Source organism: Anoxybacillus sp. TBDG-1, from assembly GCF_054815885.1.
Window position 1 is genome coordinate 3,630 of sequence record NZ_JBTZSY010000026.1, and the last position, 17,381, is coordinate 21,010.

General features: G+C 43.6%; 19 protein-coding genes and 1 pseudogene. All 20 read right to left on the minus strand.

What is annotated here, in order from left to right; genetic code table 11:
- Positions 1-355 (minus strand): annotated as a pseudogene (locus ACYQY7_RS09045) (hypothetical protein); the annotation flags it as partial.
- 281 nt (positions 356-636) lie between these two features.
- Positions 637-1,401, minus strand: a complete 765-nt coding sequence (locus ACYQY7_RS09050; RefSeq protein WP_461201729.1) for a tyrosine-protein phosphatase — start codon at positions 1,399-1,401, stop codon at positions 637-639.
- 133 nt (positions 1,402-1,534) lie between these two features.
- The gene (locus ACYQY7_RS09055) at positions 1,535-2,197 is read right to left on the minus strand and encodes a CpsD/CapB family tyrosine-protein kinase (protein WP_461201761.1); all 663 of its coding nucleotides are present in this window, start codon (positions 2,195-2,197) and stop codon (positions 1,535-1,537) included.
- A 28-nt stretch (positions 2,198-2,225) separates the two neighbouring features.
- A complete protein-coding gene (locus ACYQY7_RS09060) occupies positions 2,226-2,966 on the minus strand; it encodes a YveK family protein (RefSeq protein ID WP_461201730.1) in 741 nt (246 codons plus the stop codon).
- A gap of 309 nt (positions 2,967-3,275) precedes the next feature.
- The gene (locus ACYQY7_RS09065) at positions 3,276-3,674 is read right to left on the minus strand and encodes a hypothetical protein (RefSeq protein ID WP_461201731.1); all 399 of its coding nucleotides are present in this window, start codon (positions 3,672-3,674) and stop codon (positions 3,276-3,278) included.
- A gap of 137 nt (positions 3,675-3,811) precedes the next feature.
- Positions 3,812-4,042 (minus strand): hypothetical protein, encoded by a 231-nt coding sequence (locus tag ACYQY7_RS09070; protein ID WP_461201732.1) that lies wholly within the window; start codon positions 4,040-4,042, stop codon positions 3,812-3,814.
- A gap of 66 nt (positions 4,043-4,108) precedes the next feature.
- Positions 4,109-4,537 carry a 3-hydroxyacyl-ACP dehydratase FabZ gene (fabZ, locus tag ACYQY7_RS09075; RefSeq protein ID WP_461201733.1) on the minus strand — a complete coding sequence of 143 codons (429 nt, stop codon included), beginning with the start codon at positions 4,535-4,537 and terminating at the stop codon, positions 4,109-4,111.
- Positions 4,538-4,623: 86 nt separating this feature from the next.
- On the minus strand, positions 4,624-4,836 hold the full coding sequence (locus ACYQY7_RS09080; protein ID WP_461201734.1) for a DNA-directed RNA polymerase subunit beta: 213 nt from the start codon (positions 4,834-4,836) through the stop codon (positions 4,624-4,626).
- A 13-nt stretch (positions 4,837-4,849) separates the two neighbouring features.
- Positions 4,850-5,674 (minus strand): flagellar hook-basal body protein, encoded by an 825-nt coding sequence (locus ACYQY7_RS09085; RefSeq protein ID WP_461201735.1) that lies wholly within the window; start codon positions 5,672-5,674, stop codon positions 4,850-4,852.
- 10 nt (positions 5,675-5,684) lie between these two features.
- Positions 5,685-6,473, minus strand: a complete 789-nt coding sequence (flgF, locus tag ACYQY7_RS09090; RefSeq protein ID WP_461201736.1) for a flagellar basal-body rod protein FlgF — start codon at positions 6,471-6,473, stop codon at positions 5,685-5,687.
- Positions 6,474-6,560: 87 nt separating this feature from the next.
- Complete coding sequence (gene mreB / locus ACYQY7_RS09095; RefSeq protein ID WP_461201737.1) at positions 6,561-7,565, minus strand: rod shape-determining protein MreB; 1,005 nt, start codon at positions 7,563-7,565, stop codon at positions 6,561-6,563.
- Positions 7,566-7,658: 93 nt separating this feature from the next.
- The gene (gene spoIIID / locus ACYQY7_RS09100; RefSeq protein WP_003396966.1) at positions 7,659-7,922 is read right to left on the minus strand and encodes a sporulation transcriptional regulator SpoIIID; all 264 of its coding nucleotides are present in this window, start codon (positions 7,920-7,922) and stop codon (positions 7,659-7,661) included.
- Positions 7,923-8,123: 201 nt separating this feature from the next.
- Positions 8,124-8,903 carry a peptidoglycan DD-metalloendopeptidase family protein gene (locus ACYQY7_RS09105; protein ID WP_461201738.1) on the minus strand — a complete coding sequence of 260 codons (780 nt, stop codon included), beginning with the start codon at positions 8,901-8,903 and terminating at the stop codon, positions 8,124-8,126.
- Between the two features lie 74 nt (positions 8,904-8,977).
- Complete coding sequence (gene spoIID / locus ACYQY7_RS09110; RefSeq protein WP_461201739.1) at positions 8,978-9,964, minus strand: stage II sporulation protein D; 987 nt, start codon at positions 9,962-9,964, stop codon at positions 8,978-8,980.
- A 98-nt stretch (positions 9,965-10,062) separates the two neighbouring features.
- Positions 10,063-11,361: a UDP-N-acetylglucosamine 1-carboxyvinyltransferase gene (murA, locus tag ACYQY7_RS09115; RefSeq protein ID WP_461201740.1), complete on the minus strand. Its 1,299-nt coding sequence runs from the start codon at positions 11,359-11,361 to the stop codon at positions 10,063-10,065.
- A 31-nt stretch (positions 11,362-11,392) separates the two neighbouring features.
- The gene (locus ACYQY7_RS09120; protein ID WP_461201741.1) at positions 11,393-12,088 is read right to left on the minus strand and encodes a YwmB family TATA-box binding protein; all 696 of its coding nucleotides are present in this window, start codon (positions 12,086-12,088) and stop codon (positions 11,393-11,395) included.
- A gap of 82 nt (positions 12,089-12,170) precedes the next feature.
- Positions 12,171-12,401 carry a DUF1146 family protein gene (locus ACYQY7_RS09125; RefSeq protein WP_461201742.1) on the minus strand — a complete coding sequence of 77 codons (231 nt, stop codon included), beginning with the start codon at positions 12,399-12,401 and terminating at the stop codon, positions 12,171-12,173.
- A gap of 55 nt (positions 12,402-12,456) precedes the next feature.
- Complete coding sequence (gene nuoN, locus ACYQY7_RS09130; RefSeq protein WP_461201743.1) at positions 12,457-13,959, minus strand: NADH-quinone oxidoreductase subunit NuoN; 1,503 nt, start codon at positions 13,957-13,959, stop codon at positions 12,457-12,459.
- A gap of 4 nt (positions 13,960-13,963) precedes the next feature.
- The gene (locus ACYQY7_RS09135; protein WP_461201744.1) at positions 13,964-15,475 is read right to left on the minus strand and encodes an NADH-quinone oxidoreductase subunit M; all 1,512 of its coding nucleotides are present in this window, start codon (positions 15,473-15,475) and stop codon (positions 13,964-13,966) included.
- Complete coding sequence (gene nuoL, locus ACYQY7_RS09140) at positions 15,475-17,331, minus strand: NADH-quinone oxidoreductase subunit L (RefSeq protein ID WP_461201745.1); 1,857 nt, start codon at positions 17,329-17,331, stop codon at positions 15,475-15,477. The genes ACYQY7_RS09135 and nuoL overlap by 1 nt, the downstream gene beginning before the upstream one ends.
- Between the last annotated feature and the right edge of the window lie 50 nt (positions 17,332-17,381).

A 17,381-nucleotide genomic window follows, 5' to 3' on the forward strand; every position in this document is an offset into this window, starting at 1 on the left:
GCAGTTGTGCGACGTCTTGTTGTAATGCTTGTTGACCCGCTTGCAGTTGTGCGACGTCTTGTTGTAATGCTTGTTGACCCGCTTGCAGTTGTGCGACATCTTGTTGTAATGCTTGTTGACCTGCTTGCAGTTGTGCGACGTCTTGTTGAATTCGAGCAACTGTGTTTTCTAGTGCTCGCTGACCTACTTGTAGCGCTGTTACATCTTGCTGGATTTGAGCAACACTCTTTTCTAGTGCTTTTTGACCGCGTTGTAACTCTTGTTGCGTTTGTTCAACACGTTCTAATCGCTCATGAACAGGCTGTAGTTCTTCCTTCAGTACAGAGCGAAGCAAAGCTTTTAATTCTTGGCTCATTTGTATCCCTCCTTTGCCATTTCTTTCATTATAGCACGGCCAAAAAGAGACATAAACAAAAAACAAGGTTAGCATTGGGCATCTAACCCGTCCTCACACCGCACCATCGACGACAAGCGTCTAAGGTGGCAGGACCGTCATCGTCCCCACCCACAGCACGGCCGAGTGCCTCCGTTGATAACGGAAAGGAGACATCTCCGAAAAAACAATGCTGATATCGACAAATGTTCAAAACCAGCATGACATCTTTACTCTATGGTATGTATAGGAAACTATTAAACTTAGAAAATACCTAAAAACTTTTTCTTCTTGATTCGCTCTGGTGCATCTTTATACAACGTATCGTTTACGACAAGCAACTCAGCGTTTTCTTGAAATACATACACCGCTTGTGAGCCGAACTGTTTCTGAATGACGTCGTATGCTTCGCGCATATGAAATGCACGTGTCGTCGTATTATGTGCATCGGATGCGATTAAGTGAGCTAAGTTCGCTTCAATCATTTGTAGCGAAAACTTTTTAATATTTTTTCCGAACTTTCCTGCGACACTTGCGGCAGTCAGTTGCGTTAATGCTCCTTTTTTCACTAGTTCGTATAACTTCGTTGGATGTTCCATAAGCTCGCTGTTGCGCTCAGGGTGCGCAATAATCGGAACGAGCCCTTGCAGCTGTATATCGAACACTAACTGCTCTGTGTAACGTGGAACGTGATTGCTTGGAAGCTCAATAAGCACATATTTCGTCTCCGCAAGCGGCAAAATATCGCCATCGCGATAATGGTCAAGCAATTCCCCATGAATGCGCACTTCTTGCCCTGGTAAAACGGAAAGAGGAATACGGTGATGTTGTAGCGCTTCATTTAATGCATAAACGTGCTCGATAATCGATCGTTTATCATTTTCAAACGTCCCATTACGGTGATGAGGGGTTGCGATGATCGTTGTGATCCCCTCAGCAACTGCTGACTTCGCCATGTCGATTGCATCAGCGAGCGTTTTTGCTCCGTCATCGATCGACGGTAAAATATGACTATGGATATCAATCATGCAAACCCCTCTTCCCTCTTTATATCGACAAAAATCAGATGATTTGTATCATCTTTCGACAATTTCATCTACGCAATTTATAGTAACATAGGAAAATAGAAGGAGACAATAGGCATTTTTTGTCGAATGTTGTCTACTTGTTACCATAGTAATAGTAATAGGTACTTTCTTTTTGCTTCTTTTGGTTTAAAACGACACCAAGCAGCTTTCCTTTCGCCGCAAGAAGTAGTTCTTTCGCCTTTTGTGCCGCTTCAATTTCTGTTTTTCCGCTATGGACGACAAGAATGACCCCATCGCATTGGTTCGCTAAAATTTGTGCATCGGTCACGGCTAAAACAGGCGGCGTATCAAAAAGAACGATATCAAACTGGGCATATGCTTCCGCTAAAAATTGTTCCATCGTCGCCGAGCCAAGCAATTCAGCCGGATTTGGCGGAATCGGGCCGCTCGTTAAAACGAGTAAATTTTCGACATCTGTTTCTTTTACTGCAGTTTGAAGTGTAGCTTGTTTCGTTAATACGTTCGTTAAACCGACGTAGTTGTCTTTTCGAAATGTGTAATGTACTGTTGGTTTACGTAAATCTGCATCGATAAGAAGCACTTTTTTTCCTTGTTGTGCAAAAACGACCGCTAAATTGGCAACCGTGGTCGATTTTCCTTCTGCAGGGGCAGAGGAAGTGACCATGATCGAGCGCAATGGACGATCAGCGACCGAAAATTGAATGTTCGTTCGAATCGTCCGATATTGTTCAGAAATTGGTGACTTTGGATTTGTTTTTGTGATGAGCGAGCGCATCGTGCGCGCAAACGCCTGTTTTTTCTTTTTAAGAACCAATCGTCTCACCCCTTATTTGTTTTTTAGCATGCGCCATCTGTATATCGCTACCTTCATCATCAATCGTTGTAATAGCCCCAAGTACTGGCAACCCAAGTAACTTCTCGACATCTTGTTCGTTTTTAATCGTATTATCTAAATACTCAAGTAAAAATGCTAAACCGACGCCTGTCATGATGCCAACAACGAAAGCAATCGCCATATTTAATAGCGGTTTTGGCTTGACCGGAATCGGCTGTTCTTTTACTTCTGCCTTCGCTAAAATGTTGACGTTATCGACGTTCATAATTTTAACGATTTCACGTTGAAATACGCTCGCAACTGTATTTGCAATATCAGCAGCCATATACGGATCGGGATCTTCCACTGTGACGTTAACTACTTGTGAGTCTTTTTCGCTCGTTACATTAATTTTTTCATTAAGTTCTTCAACGGGCATGTTTAAGTCCAGTTCTTCTTTGACAATATCTAAAATCGCTGGGCTTTTCATAATGACGTTATACGTATTAATAAGTTGCAAGTTCGTTTGAATTTCACTAATATTGTAAATCGGCTGTTCACTTTTCGCTTGGTTCACTAGTAGTTGTGTCGATGCTTGATACATCGGCGTCAGCACAAAATAGCTAACGATGCCGCTTGTCATCGTCGCGATGACGGTAATCGCAATAATAAGCCAAGCGCGTTTACGCAACGTTTGAAATAGTTCTCGTAAGCTAATCGTCTCTTCCATGACGTCCTCCTATAAAACATATATTTTCGACAAAAACATTCACTAGATTCATTATACCGACAAACACTTCCGTTTTTCTACCCTTTTTGTCAATTTACTTCCACGAAAAAAAACCGACAGCTTCACATGCTATCGGTTAGTGAATCATCTCTTCTTCTTCTGTTTCTTCTTGCGCAATGATTTGTTTTGCTTGTGCAATGATATTATTCATTTCTGCAACCGTATAGTCGCGTTCTGGTAGCGGACGGTCATATGCTTGATAATATAAAATTTCTGCTAGTTTACGTTGTTTTTCGCTCGCTCGTTTCGTTAGCTTTTCTTTTTTTTTAGCTCTTGTTGTAAACGTTCAATATGGTATTTTGCTTCTAACTTACAGCCGTATGGGAAATCATCAATGCCAAGCCGTTCAACGAGACGGTTAATTTCTGCGATTTGTTCATCCGTTGGAGGTTCGTTAACGAGTTGGTCAATAATTTCGTTAATACGTGCTGCAAGTTGCTCATGAAACTGTGGGTTTGTTTTAATCGCATCATCTAATTCCACAAACCATGTCGCTTCATTGTATAAATAATGGCGCCATTGTTCCATGAATGTGGCTGCATCGTATTTTGTTTCATCCCAGCCGATGCTTGCCATATATCGTTCAAACACTTTTTTAATTGATAGCGTCATGTTCATCTTCATGCGATGAGGAAGCCGTTTTAACATGTATAAAACCCTCCATATGATTATCGTCAACCGTTAATGTATCATAAAGAAGCGTGTATTGACAAAGTTTTTTTATAACTATGATAACGTTTATAGGAAGGAAGGGAATAAAAAAACGCAAGAGGAAACCTCTTACGTTATTCGTCCGTATTGTCGGCATCGTTCATATCTTCTACATCTTCGACCGCGTCTTCTTCATCTGGCACGGCATCGTTTTCATCGTCTCCAACACCTTCATTTATGTCTTCGCCTGGCTGCATTTCTTCTTGGTTGTTCATATCGTTATCCGTGTCGTCGTTATTGCAACCTGTTACGACCATGATGGCGATGAGCGCGCTAAATAGTTTTAATAGCCATTTCGTTTTCATCGTTTGTCTCCTTTCTGTCACATATGTAATCACCTATAACATACCCAGAAAGGAGACAGTTATTCATTATTTTTCTCCAAGCGCAAACATGATTTCTGTTTCGCAAACGAGTTCGCCGTCGACGGTAGCGACACCTTTTCCTTTGCCGATTGCCCCTTTAAAGCGAACCATTTCGACTTCTAATCGTAATTGATCACCAGGTTTCACTTGCTTTTTAAATCGGCAGTTATCAATGCCTGTGAAAAAGGCGAGGCGACCTCGGTTTTCTTCTTTCATTAACATGGCGACAGCCCCGACTTGCGCGAGCGCCTCGACAATTAACACGCCCGGCATAACAGCATATTCAGGAAAATGACCGACAAAAAATTGTTCATTGGCACTGACGTTTTTTATGCCAACGGCTCGTTTTCCTTCTTCCACTTCAACAATGCGGTCAACGAGTAAAAACGGATAGCGATGTGGAATAATTTGTTGAATTTGTTGCATATCAAGCATACGTCATTCCTCCTTTATAAAAAAACGGAAGGATCTCCCTTCCGTTGTTTGTTTTCAATGTACCATGTTTTAAAGTGGTCTGTCCACTACTGTTTTTCGATTAAATCGATAATATGTTGCCACGTTGCTGGTTTTAGTGCGTCAAATGGCTTGCCGTCGCCGAGCATACCGTAGCCAACCATCGCTCCTACTAATGTGCTAATCGTAATCAAACAAAAGACGATGAGTAAACGAAGCCAAATCGGAATAAGACGGCGGCGCGGACGGCGGAGCGAGCGTTTCTGTTGTTTTTCCTCCATATACATTCCCTCTCTATGAACGAATGCCGTTAATTAGCCCCATCATTTGATCCGATAATGTAATCGCACGCGCATTAAGTTGGTATGACCGTTGCGTAATCATAAGTTCGCTCATTTCCGTCGCTAATTCCACGTTCGATTGTTCAAGGGCGTATTGTTGCATTGAGATGGCGTTACGGTTGTTGTTAGCTAAATTGATGACCGCATTTGGAGCATTTACATCAGCTGGAAAAGCAAAACGATTGTCGCCGAGCGCCTGCATCAGTTGAGGGCGGGTGACATATGATACGCCGATGTTTGCGGTCTTCATGATGTTTCCGCTTGGCGCAATAAATTGCATCGTGCCGTTTTGAGTGACTTGAATGTCTTTAAACCCTTCGCGCACAGTAATCGGTTCATCGTTTTCATCAAGCAACGCATAACCATCCGCTGTTACAAGCATCAGTTCATTCGGATTGTTTGCCGACGGACTAAGGTAAAACGCACCGTCGCGCGTATATTGAATCGCGCCGTCGACAAGAATGCGGTAAAATTGCCCCTCTTTCGTCAATGCAAGATCAAGTGGACGATCCGTTTTTACAATCGAGCCTTGTTTCATTTGCATATGTGTTGACGCTACTTTCGCCCCAACGCCAAGGCGGACACCTACAGGCGTAAGACGTGGTGCTTCATCTGTTTTTGGCAAGTTAGTAAACTGTTGAGCAAGCAATTCACCGAACACCGCATCGCGTTTTTTAAACCCGGTTGTGTTGACGTTTGCGATATTATGGCTAATGACGTCTAGTTGTTGTTGGAGTTGGTTCATTGTATTGGCGGCAGTAATCATTGAGCGCAACATACATATCCTCCTACTTTAGGCGGCCGATTTCGTTTGCCGCTTTGTCCATACTTTTATCGTATGCTTGTAAAATTTTTTGGTTCGCTTCAAACGCTCGGTAAGCTGAAAGCATGTCCGTCATCGCACGAGATAAATCGACGTTCGAGCGCTCAATATATTGTTGACGAATCGTATACGTCTCAGCAGGCGGGAGTTGTTGTTCTGCTCGAAATAAACCGTTTCCTTCTTTCGCAAGCGTTTGGACATTTTCAGCATAGGCGATGCGAAGGCGTGCCATTTGTTCTCCATTTTTTGTAATCGTACCGTCCGTTAATACGGTAAACTGCTCGTCCCCGACGAAAATACGGTTGCCGTTTTCATCGAGCACGTAAAAACCGTCTATCGTCGTTAAAAAGCCGTCTGCATCAATCGTAAAATGACCGTTTCGCGTATAACGAATGTCGCCTGTTTCGTTTTGTACCGTAAAAAATGACGTGCCTGTGCCATCAACAATGGCTAAGTCGGTATTGTTGCCTGTTTCGCGTATATCGCCTTGAGCAAAGTTTGGCACAAGTTCTTGCACGTACACACCTGTTGACAATGGACCGATGTATGTACGATCACGCCATGTCAGTTTTTTTTCTGTCGGAATCGTCGTTTGTTGAATGCGATGCATCAACATCTCTGGAAAAGCCCGTAACGATGCTTGATCGGCTTTATAGCCTGGCGTATTGGCGTTTGCGATATTGTTCGTCATCATTTCAATGCGGCGTTGTTGGGAAAGCATGCCTGAAGCCGCTGTATATAGTCCGCGAAACATAAAATGTCCCCTCCATCGTTTTCACACTACTTTCATTATAAAAGAAAAAGGGGAAAAAAGCGAATAGGTACCATTTCCCAATGGCACCTACACAAGTTGACGATATGGAGCTTTGTCGATGTTATCAAGCATTAATCCTGTGCCGATCGCGACACAATCCATCGGGTTTTCCGCAATAAAAACAGGCACTTTTAATTCTTGCGCAAGCAGTTGGTCAATGCCATGAAGCAACGCTCCGCCTCCTGTTAAGAAAACACCGCGGTCAATAATGTCGGCTGACAGTTCCGGTGGCGTGCGCTCGAGCACGCTTTTTGCTGTTTGGACGATCGTATATACCGTTTCACGTAGCGCTTTTTCAATTTCACCAGAGCGAATCGTAATCGTTCTTGGCAAGCCGGTTACTAAATCGCGACCGCGAATATCCATCGCTTCATCGCGAGCATTTGGAAATACAGTCGCGATGTTTATTTTAATTTCTTCCGCTGTTCGCTCACCGATTAATAGTTTATATTCTCGTTTAATATAACTTAAAATTTCTTGGTCAAATTTATCGCCCGCTACTTTAATTGATGCGGATGTGACGATGTCACCCATCGATAAAACAGCAACGTCTGTCGTGCCGCCACCAATGTCGATGACCATGTTTCCAGAAGGTTGGAAAATATCCATCCCTGCGCCGATCGCTGCCACTTTCGGCTCTTCTTCTAAGTACACTTTTTTGCCGCCGCTTTTTTCGGCTGCTTCTTTAATCGCTTTACGTTCGACTGACGTAATGTTCGTTGGACAACAAATTAAAATGCGCGGTTTGGCAAACCATCCTTTTAAGTTCAGCTTGCTTAAAAAATGTTTTAACATTGCTTCTGTAATGTCGAAGTCCGCAATGACGCCATCTTTTAACGGACGGATGGCAACAATATGCCCAGGCGTGCGCCCGACCATGCGCCGCGCTTCCTCTCCGACTGCCAACACTCGCTTTGTATGTTGATCAATCGCAACGACAGAAGGCTCGTTTAATACAATGCCTTTTCCTTTCACATAAATCAACACGTTCGCCGTGCCGAGATCGATGCCGATATCCCTTGCCAAAAACATTATATGTTCCTCCTTGCCATTTCTCCTAATAAAATATTTTACCACAACGATGGCAAAAAAAAGAGAATATTTTTGACAAGGGGAACAACAAATTTACGTCGCTTGCTCTGTTTCTTTTTTATACTTTTTCTTTGTCGCTTCCCCTCCACGCAAATGGCGAATGGATTTATGGTAATCTAAAATTTCTTTCACTTCATTCGCTAATTCGGGGTTAATTTCCGGGAGCCGTTCCGTTAAGTCTTTATGCACGGTGCTTTTAGATACACCGAACTCTTTCGCGATGACGCGAACGGTTTTTCTCGTCTCCACGATATACTTGCCAATCTTGATTGTACGCTCTTTGATGTAATCGTGCACACTGCTCGCCTCCCTAGGTTGGATGTGAGAAGTGTGAAATGAGACGTATAAGGCGTTTGTCGCAGTGGCGTTTACTCGTTCATGACCAAATCGTTCATCTCACCTCAAACACTCTCGTTGTTCAAGTTTGTAATAGTGTATTAGGTAAGAAGAAAATATATTCCATAAAAAAGCGAACAGATGAGCATTTTGCCCACCTGTTCATGTTCTTGCCATTCCGATCGAAGCATCTGGAACAGTGCTTGACGGATCGCTTTGTTGTTCATTTGTTTTGTTTTGATTTGTTTCTTGTTGTTCCGTTTGTTGTTCTCTCGTTTCCAATGCGCTAAGCGGTTGATCGAAGTAAGCGACTGGGTTAACCGCTTGCCCATCTTTCCGAATTTCAAAGTGAACGTGAACGCCGGCTTCTTTATTAAACTCGTTTGTACCCGCTTTTGCGATCACTTGTCCTTGTTTTACTGTATCACCTGTTTTCACTTGAACGTCTTGTAATGATTGATATACCGTCACAACGCCACGATCGTGTTGAATATGGACGACGTATCCAAAGAGTGGGTCTTTTTCTGCTTTAATGACTGTTCCACTTAATGATGCAGTTACATCAAAGCTTTCGCCGTTTTTCATCGCGATGTCGACACCTTTGTTCGGATAATATTCATCATTATAAGAGACGAGAGCAGCTTCTTGTTCTTCAGCTGGTGCACTAAAGTCGTAAAATGGTTTAGCGATTTCAACAGCGTTTGGATCAAGGACAGGCATCGCAATTTGTTCAACTACTTGTTGAACAGGGACAGCGTCTGGTTCTTTCACAGCTGTGCCCGATTTTGTCCGCTCATCGACAGGTGGTTGAATAATATCGTTTGTTTTGCTTTGAAACCAAAGCACACCTGTTAAAATGAGCGCTGCGCTTAACAAATAAATGGAAGGAACAACCCAACGTTTACGAAACAACTTTGAAACTTTTTTGCTTTCTTCTTTCATGTTCATCACCTCAGCAACCATTGTGAACAGAAAGAAGAACATTTATACACATGAAAATAAAAAAATTTGTCGCTTCAAAATTTCGAAGCGACAAGTGAAAGATCGTGAATTTGTACCCCTTGGTAATAATATTTGACAATCTCTTTATATGTTTTCCCTTGTTTGGCTAAAAAGTTTGCCCCATATTGACTCATGCCGACACCGTGGCCATATCCTTTCGTCGTAATGACAATGTTATTTTCTTGCCTTGTCCATGTAAAATCCGTTGATTTTAATTGCAACTTTTCACGCACTTCACGGCCAGTAAGCTGTTTACCATTAATATCGACAAGAGCCACACGCTTGCCTGGCGTGCGCGCAAGCACTTTGCCAACCGAACCGTCTTTCGGTAATTTAACACCGAGCCGTTGTTCAAATTCGTGAACAGATAGTATCACTTGTTCATAAAACTTCGGCGACTGTGTATCCCACGGGCTTTCGACGCTCGTTAAATAAGGGAAAGCGTTTTGCCAGTACGCTTCTGAGTTTTCTGTATAACCGTTGCTCGTGGAGAAAAATGCTGCTTCAATCGGCTCATTGTTGTACGTTAAAATTTGTCCTCTCGTCGCCTCGACAGCCTCTTTAATTTTTTTTATTTTCCATTCGTAACTCATGCCCCACATTTCTTTTAATTGCTCGTCATTATAATACACTTGATGCATGACCGTATCGGTGACGTTTGCCCCTTCTGGCAGTTGAAGGGGCTGATTGTATATTAGCTGTTTCACAATATACGTTCGTGCAGTTAACGCTTGCGCTTTTAATGCTTCCATTTCAAACTCTGCTGGCATTTCCGCTGCTACCACACCAACGACATATTGCTCAAGCGGAAGCCGCTCCACTTTTTTTTCTTTACTTCGATATACAGCTACTTCCACCATCGGCTCGTCGCGCGCTTGAATTTGCATCGGTTGGGCAGGAAGGGGTGCCTCTTGCTTTTCCCCAAATGCTAAAACAACTAATGCAGGAATGAGTAAAATGAGTGTAAATAACGCCATCGTTGCCATCATCCATTGTCGCAATCGAATCCCCCCTTTGTCATTATTACACTTTATGCAGGGGGACAAGCATATATGCAAAAAACGACCATTCGCCTTCCGCAAACGGTCGTTTCTTATATTCATCCAACATCTGTCATTTGTCTTTGTACCGTATCGATATCTTCACGTACACGTTCAATATCTGCACCTAACGCAGCTAATTTTTCATGGAAGCGAACGTAACCGCGATCTAAATGTTTCAGTTCAGTCACACGCGTATATCCTTCTGCTACAAGTCCGGCTAAAATAAGCGCCGCGGCAGCACGTAAGTCCGTTGCGGCAACTTCTGCCCCTTGCAAGTGGCATGGGCCGTTAATGATGACAGAACGCCCTTCAATTTTTACATCGGCATTCATACGACGAAATTCTTCGACATGCATAAACCGATTTTCAAATACTGTTTCTGTCACCATACTTGTGCCTTCGGCTTTCATAAGAAGCGCCATCATTTGCGACTGCATATCTGTTGGAAAGCCGGGATGTGGCATTGTTTTTACGTCGACTGCTTTCAGTTTGTCTGGAGCAATGACGCGCAAACCGTTGTCTTCTTCAATAATAGTGACGCCCATTTCCTCAAGCTTTGCGATTAACGACGTCAAATGTTCTGGCACCGCACCTTGTACAAGAACGTTTCCGCCTGTAATGGCAGCGGCGATCATAAATGTTCCAGCTTCAATACGATCAGGAATAACTGTATGTTCGGCACCATATAATGTAGTAACACCCTCAATGCGAATCGTGCCCGTTCCAGCCCCGCGCACTTTCGCACCCATGGCATTTAAAAAGTTCGCTAAATCAACAATCTCTGGCTCTTTGGCACAGTTTTCAATGATAGTTGTGCCTTCGGCCAATACGGCAGCCATCATAATGTTTTCTGTCGCACCGACACTTGGGAAATCTAAATAAATTTTTGCTCCGCGCAACTTTCCGTTCACTTTAGCGTCGATGAAACCGTTCCCGATTTTCACCGTCGCACCCATTGCTTCAAATCCTTTTAAATGTTGGTCGATTGGTCTCGACCCGATCGCACATCCGCCTGGTAGCGCGACACGTGCGCGACCTTTGCGCGCAAGCAATGGACCCATCACTAATACAGATGCTCGCATTTTTCGCACATATTCAAAAGGAGCTTCAACATTCAACCCTCCAGATGCATCGACGACAATTTTATTGTTGCCAACCGTTACGTCCGCTTGTAAATGACGTAACACTTCACCAATCGTATATACATCGGAGAGTTCGGGTACATCGTAAATGACGCTTTTTCCTTCACTTGCTAATAATGTTGCGGCGATGACAGGTAACACAGCGTTTTTCGCACCTTCCACTTTCACTGTGCCACTTAACCGTTTCCCGCCGCGGACGATGATTTTTTCCAAGGCATTCCCCTCCGCGTCCAAAGTCTCTATATTAATATTCAGTTGTTATGATTGGGGTGCCAATGACAACGGTCGTTCGCGCGCCCAATCCGTCTTGTCGTAACGCCAGTTGAAGATTCATTTGTTGTTGTCCGACAGAAAGTGACGTCTTCCACTGCCCAGTATATGCTGAGACAGAGACAAATGCCTCTTCACGCAATGATTCAATCGGTTGCGCTTGAAACGAAGCAAGCAAGCGAACCGCCTTGTCAAACAAAACACCTTTCATCTTACCATCGAATTCCCCTGTAATACAAGTGAAAAATGTAGGTCTTACGAATAATTTTGTCGTTTGTCGGACGAACGTGCGTTCGATTGGTTTATTCCACGTTGAACCGGTTGCTTCGTATAAGACAAGAATGGTTGGATGATGACCGACCGTGATAAGTTGAATCGTTTCAACGTAAGCGGAGGTTTCACGTTTGCCAATCATCTTGTGCGGTTCAACCGTCCAATGAAAAGAGGACCATGTTCTCACGTATTGTTGGATCCAGTTGTGAGGGTCATTTGTAAGCACTTGCTCTTTGGCGTAGACATTCCATCGTTTGAGGTAAATATGATGGGCTTCAAATACGCCAAGCATGTCGTTTATTTTCGTTATTTCTTCATCGACACGTTTACTATCGTACATCTGATAACCACTTAATAACAAACAAAAAATAACGAGTGCCAACCATCTTTTTTTCATCTTTTTTCCCTTCCTCTCCTTAGCTTTTATTGTTGCCAGATCGGAAGGGAACATACGTGAAAAAAATCGACAATGGTCGCGTTTAAAGTAAAAATGGCAACTGGCGTGACCAACGTAAATAATCTAAAAAGAAATTGCTCACTAATGAGCCGATGGCAATCGTCAAAAGAATGTAAAATACACGCGCTTGAACGATGCGATTCGGTTTAAAAATTACTTCAAGTCGCACCGCTTGCAACGTCCACCACGTCACTGTAATGAAAAATAAATGCGATAATAAACTAATTAACGCCTCTTGTCCGAATGTTTCCATGTTTACTCCTCCTTCAACATAAAAATGGAAGGGTACACCCCTTCCATTATACGTCTTATTGAAGAAAATCGCTAAAATGTTCAAATGGTGCAAGGAAATCGTAGGCAATGTTCGGAAACACCCCTAATAAAACGGTGCCGATGACACAAATAACGACAACCACAATAACCCCAGGTGGCCACTCTAATCGATGTGTATGTTCGATCGGCCGGAAAAACATTTGAACGAAAATGCCGAAGTAATATACGTACGATACAACTGTCGTGATCACCATAATGGTTGCGAGCACGTAATGAGCTGGCTCAACGACGAACGCACCGAGGAAAATGTTCATTTTCCCGATAAATCCAGCCGTCCCAGGAATGCCTGCAAGCGATAGTAAAAAGATTGTCATTGCTACCGCCATGAGCGGCGAGCGGCGGTACAAGCCCGCAAATATGCTCACGTCTTCATCATCATGATGCTGAGAGACGACTTGTAAAATCGCAAACGCTCCAATTGTCATAAAGGAATAAGCCAACAAGTAAAACCAAATCGCTTCAAACATAAACATCGATAAGCTCGCAAAAGCGACTAGTACATAACCTGCATGTGCCACGCTTGAATATGCGAGCATACGCTTTATGTTCCGTTGACGAAGCGCAATTGTATTGCCAATAATCATCGTTGCTCCTGCCAAAAAGGCGATGTATGGCGCAAGCGTCATAAGCATCGAAGCCGAACTTCCTGATGGCGTTTGAGCAAATACGGAAACGATGACGCGCAACACGATAACAAATCCAGCTGTTTTAGAAACAACGCTTAAGAAAGAAACAACTGGTGTCGTTGCGCCTTGATACACATCTGGCGCCCACATATGAAATGGAGCGGCTGCTAATTTAAACGATAGCCCAACAAACGTAAGCAAAAAGGCGAGCGATAAAATGTATTGGTGATTCTCATCATACATGCTTGCAAGTTGCCCAGCAATTTCTTTTATATTCGTCGATCCGGTGAAGCCAAATATGTAGCTCATCCCGAACAACGTGATAGCTGTTGCAATACTTCCGGTAATGACGTATTTTAACGCTGCTTCATTGGCTAATGTATGTTTTTTCCGAATCGCGACGAGAATATAAGAAGAAAGCGACAATAATTCAAGACCGATAAACAACGTAATGAGATCGCCGCTTGATGTCATCATCATTGCACCAAGAAGCGCGGTTAAAAACAAGTAGTAAAACTCACCACGATACGCGATGCGCTCTTTCGGTTCGTAATGAAGGGCAAGCAATAAAACGAGCGCACTACCAACGAGCAATAACGCTTTAAATGATTTGGCAAACGAATCAAGGCGAAACGTATCACCTAAAATGGACGTGACATCACTCGTCCATAAACCAAGGAGCGATACGAATGAAACGGCGACGCCAACAAAAGCGAATAAGCCAAGAAGACGCCGACTACGATTTTCCGGCATAAATAGGTCGATGAGTGAGAGCGCAACTGCCACACCGAGAATGATAAATTCCGGCACCATGACGCCCCATTCATAGCTAAGTAATGTTTCGAAATCCATCTCATCAACCCCCTAACCCGTTCATCATCGTTTCAATCGTCGTTTGTAGTGGCATCGCCAATACGTTCGGATATACACCGATGATGACAATAAGAAGCAGTAAACTAATTGCAGGCACCCATTCGATGCCTCGTAAGTCATACACGTTTGACACCGTTGTTTGTCCGAACGTCATGCCAAGTACAGCACGTAATAAATACACAGCGGTCATAATAATACCGAGCGTACCGATCGCAGCTAACCAAGGTTCTGCTTGAAATGCGCCGACAAACGCCATAAACTCGCTAATAAACCCGGACGTTCCTGGTAAACCGAGCGAAGCCATCGCTCCAGCAAGAATAAAACCTGAAACGTACGGCATCGTCTTCGCCAAACCACCTAGACGAACAAGTGTTGTCGTGCGCGTTCTTTCGTACATAACGCCAACGAAGAAGAATAAAAACGCAGCGATAAATCCGTGTGATACCGCTTGGAAAATCGCCCCTTGTATTCCCGCTTCGTTAAGAGATCCAAGGCCAATCAATACAATGCCCATATGCGATACACTCGAATAAGCAAGCACCATTTTAAAGTCGGTTTGTCTAAGCGCTAAAAACGCACCGTACAACAAGTTGACAATACCGAAAACAATAAGCCATGTCGAAAATTGTTGAAATTGCCCGGGAAATAATCCGAATGCAAATCGGATAAGACCGAAAGCACCAATTTTTAACAACACCCCTGCATGCAGCATGACAACTGATGGGGGCGCCTGAACGTGCACGCGCAACATCCAACGATGAAGCGGTACAATCGGCAATTTTACCCCAAATGCAACGAGTAATGCAACAAATAGACCGTAACGAAGATCGTCGGAAATTGGCGAAATGGTTTGTGCCATCGGATCCGTTAATATGTGGCGCAGCTCATCGATATTCGATGTTCCCGTGCGTGCAAACAAGACGACAATGACGATCAATAAGACAGCGGAACCGAGACCGTTATAAATTAAATAGCTGTAAGCTGCCTTTTCTTTTTCGAAATATCCCCATTTTCCGATTAAGAAAAACATCGGGATGAGCGTCAACTCAAAAAAGATGAAAAAGAGTACAAGGTTGCTAGCAGCAAATACGCCAAGCATACCGATTTCAAGCAATAAAAACAGTTGAAAATACCCTTTCCACTCTTTTTGGATAGATGTAGAAGCGATCGCCGCAAGCGTCGCTAAAATCGTCGTTAAAACGATCATGACAAGCGCGAAACCGTCCACATGAAGTTCATATGCGACAGTAAAATCCGTCTCCTTTAAAAACGGGAACTCACCAAATTGAATCCATGACCGTTTTTCCGCTAACTTGCTTATATCATAACCGTTTTGATATTGCCAAAACGCAAACAATGATAAGCATAACGATGGCAACGTCGCCAACACACCAAGCCATTTAATCGCTTTTTCTTGTTCTTTCGAAAGAAGCGAAAGAACGAGTATACCTAAAAGCGGGGAGAAAATTAAGAGCGATAAAAAGTATGGCTGCATTATAAATCCCCCCCTGTCACCGCAAAAATGACGACGAGAATCGCTAAAGCAACAATAGTCACCGTGCCATACATTTGCACTTGCCCGTTTTGTAAACGCGAGCCGATTCGACCGATACCGCGCGCTGTTGCTGCGAATAATTGTGCCAATCCTTCGACGAGGAACCGATCGATATACTCAAATAACAAGCTAATAAACGAGGTAGCGCGAATGACAGTAAGTCCGTAAAACTCGTCGATGTAATATTTGTTCATAAGCACGTTGTACGTAAGCGGGAAACGTGACGATAGCCAGTCGCGCGCAATCGCACGTTTGCCATATATGAGCCATGCTAATGCGATTCCGCATAATGAAACGATTGTCGCCACAATCATAATCCAGCTTGGACCTTCTGTATGGGCATGCCAGTTCGTTCCTTCTGTCAACCACTCACCTAAAAACGCTCCCCATGGTGTTTGCACGTAACCAGAAACAACTGCGAGCACACCGAGCACAATCATCGGCAACACCATAACCGTTGGTGACTCATGTACATCTTGAGCATTTGTCCGCGCTTCACCTGTAAACACAAGGAAAAATAAGCGGAACATATAAAACGCTGTGAAAAAGGCAGCAACAACAGCGACAACAAATAAACCGACATGCCCGTGCGTCCACGCGGCAATTAAAATTTCATCTTTGCTGAAAAAGCCTGAGAAAAATGGAAAGCCGCTAATGGCTAACGTTCCGATTAAAAAGAGTGGAGCGGTCCATTTCATTTTTTTCCACAATCCGCCCATTTGTTCAATATTTTGCGTATGCACCGCATGAATAACACTACCTGCCGCTAAAAAGAGCAACGCTTTAAAAAAGGCGTGCGTCATTAAATGAAAGACGCCTGCAACATAACCTGCGGAACCGAGCGCTAACATCATATAGCCAAGCTGGCTGACGGTAGAATATGCAAGCACGCGTTTAATGTCCGTTTGCACAAGACCGATCGATGCCGCAAAAATAGCAGTAAATGCTCCAACATAAGCGACAGTCATCATCGCTGTCTCGCTCGCTTCATAAAGCGGGAACAATGTCGCCACTAAATATACCCCAGCAGCGACCATCGTTGCGGCGTGAATTAATGCCGATACAGGCGTCGGGCCTTCCATCGCATCTGGAAGCCACGTATGAAGCGGAAATTGACCAGATTTCCCGACAGCTCCAATAAAAATAAGAATGGCGCTTAATGTAATGATCGTCGTTGACACATTACCGCTTTGCAACGAAGCAAAAATCGCTTCATATTCAAAGCTTTTCACTTCTAAGAACAATAAAATCATGCCGATCAATAAGCCAACGTCCCCGATGCGCGTCATAATGAACGCTTTTTTCGCTGCAGCTTTTGCTTCTTCTTTGTAAAAATAAAATCCGATCAGTAAGAACGAGCCGAGACCGACAAGTTCCCAAAAGATATACGTTTGCAGTAAGTTGGGTGATACGACAAGCCCAAGCATCGCGAATGTAAACAATCCTAAATATGCGTAAAATACAGGAAAGCGCTCATCACCATGCATATACCCTTTCGCATACGTATGTACGAGAAAACTAACAAGCGATACGACAACGAGCATCAATGCATTTAAGGCATTCACTTCAAAGCCGACGGTCAAATGCACATCCCCGATTGTTAACCATGTGTATGCTTGTTTGTATGTTGATGCCGTCCATCGCTCATACAACGCTCCGAGGGCAAATGCGAGCGAAAGAAACGTCAACAACATTCCGACATACGCGCTTCGTTCTTTTAACTGCTTGCCCACAACAAGCAGCACAACAAACGATACGAACGGAAAAAGCGGTATGAGCCATGCGTTTTCCATCATCGTTCAATCATCCCCTTTTTCAGGTGCATTTATAATATAACCCCTTTGTT

What these genes read in the sequence shown, in the direction of transcription:
- ACYQY7_RS09050 (WP_461201729.1), bottom strand. Translation starts at nt 1,401, where the DNA reads ATGATTGATATCCATAGTCATATTTTACCGTCGATCGATGACGGAGCA.
- ACYQY7_RS09055 (WP_461201761.1), bottom strand. Translation starts at nt 2,197, where the DNA reads ATGCGCTCGCTCATCACAAAAACAAATCCAAAGTCACCAATTTCTGAA.
- ACYQY7_RS09060 (WP_461201730.1), bottom strand. Translation starts at nt 2,966, where the DNA reads ATGGAAGAGACGATTAGCTTACGAGAACTATTTCAAACGTTGCGTAAA.
- ACYQY7_RS09065 (WP_461201731.1), bottom strand. Translation starts at nt 3,674, where the DNA reads ATGTTAAAACGGCTTCCTCATCGCATGAAGATGAACATGACGCTATCA.
- ACYQY7_RS09070 (WP_461201732.1), bottom strand. Translation starts at nt 4,042, where the DNA reads ATGAAAACGAAATGGCTATTAAAACTATTTAGCGCGCTCATCGCCATC.
- fabZ (WP_461201733.1), bottom strand. Translation starts at nt 4,537, where the DNA reads ATGCTTGATATGCAACAAATTCAACAAATTATTCCACATCGCTATCCG.
- ACYQY7_RS09080 (WP_461201734.1), bottom strand. Translation starts at nt 4,836, where the DNA reads ATGGAGGAAAAACAACAGAAACGCTCGCTCCGCCGTCCGCGCCGCCGT.
- ACYQY7_RS09085 (WP_461201735.1), bottom strand. Translation starts at nt 5,674, where the DNA reads ATGTTGCGCTCAATGATTACTGCCGCCAATACAATGAACCAACTCCAA.
- flgF (WP_461201736.1), bottom strand. Translation starts at nt 6,473, where the DNA reads ATGTTTCGCGGACTATATACAGCGGCTTCAGGCATGCTTTCCCAACAA.
- mreB (WP_461201737.1), bottom strand. Translation starts at nt 7,565, where the DNA reads ATGTTTTTGGCAAGGGATATCGGCATCGATCTCGGCACGGCGAACGTG.
- ACYQY7_RS09105 (WP_461201738.1), bottom strand. Translation starts at nt 8,903, where the DNA reads ATGAAAGAAGAAAGCAAAAAAGTTTCAAAGTTGTTTCGTAAACGTTGG.
- ACYQY7_RS09120 (WP_461201741.1), bottom strand. Translation starts at nt 12,088, where the DNA reads ATGAAAAAAAGATGGTTGGCACTCGTTATTTTTTGTTTGTTATTAAGT.
- ACYQY7_RS09125 (WP_461201742.1), bottom strand. Translation starts at nt 12,401, where the DNA reads ATGGAAACATTCGGACAAGAGGCGTTAATTAGTTTATTATCGCATTTA.
- nuoN (WP_461201743.1), bottom strand. Translation starts at nt 13,959, where the DNA reads ATGGATTTCGAAACATTACTTAGCTATGAATGGGGCGTCATGGTGCCG.
- ACYQY7_RS09135 (WP_461201744.1), bottom strand. Translation starts at nt 15,475, where the DNA reads ATGCAGCCATACTTTTTATCGCTCTTAATTTTCTCCCCGCTTTTAGGT.
- nuoL (WP_461201745.1), bottom strand. Translation starts at nt 17,331, where the DNA reads ATGATGGAAAACGCATGGCTCATACCGCTTTTTCCGTTCGTATCGTTT.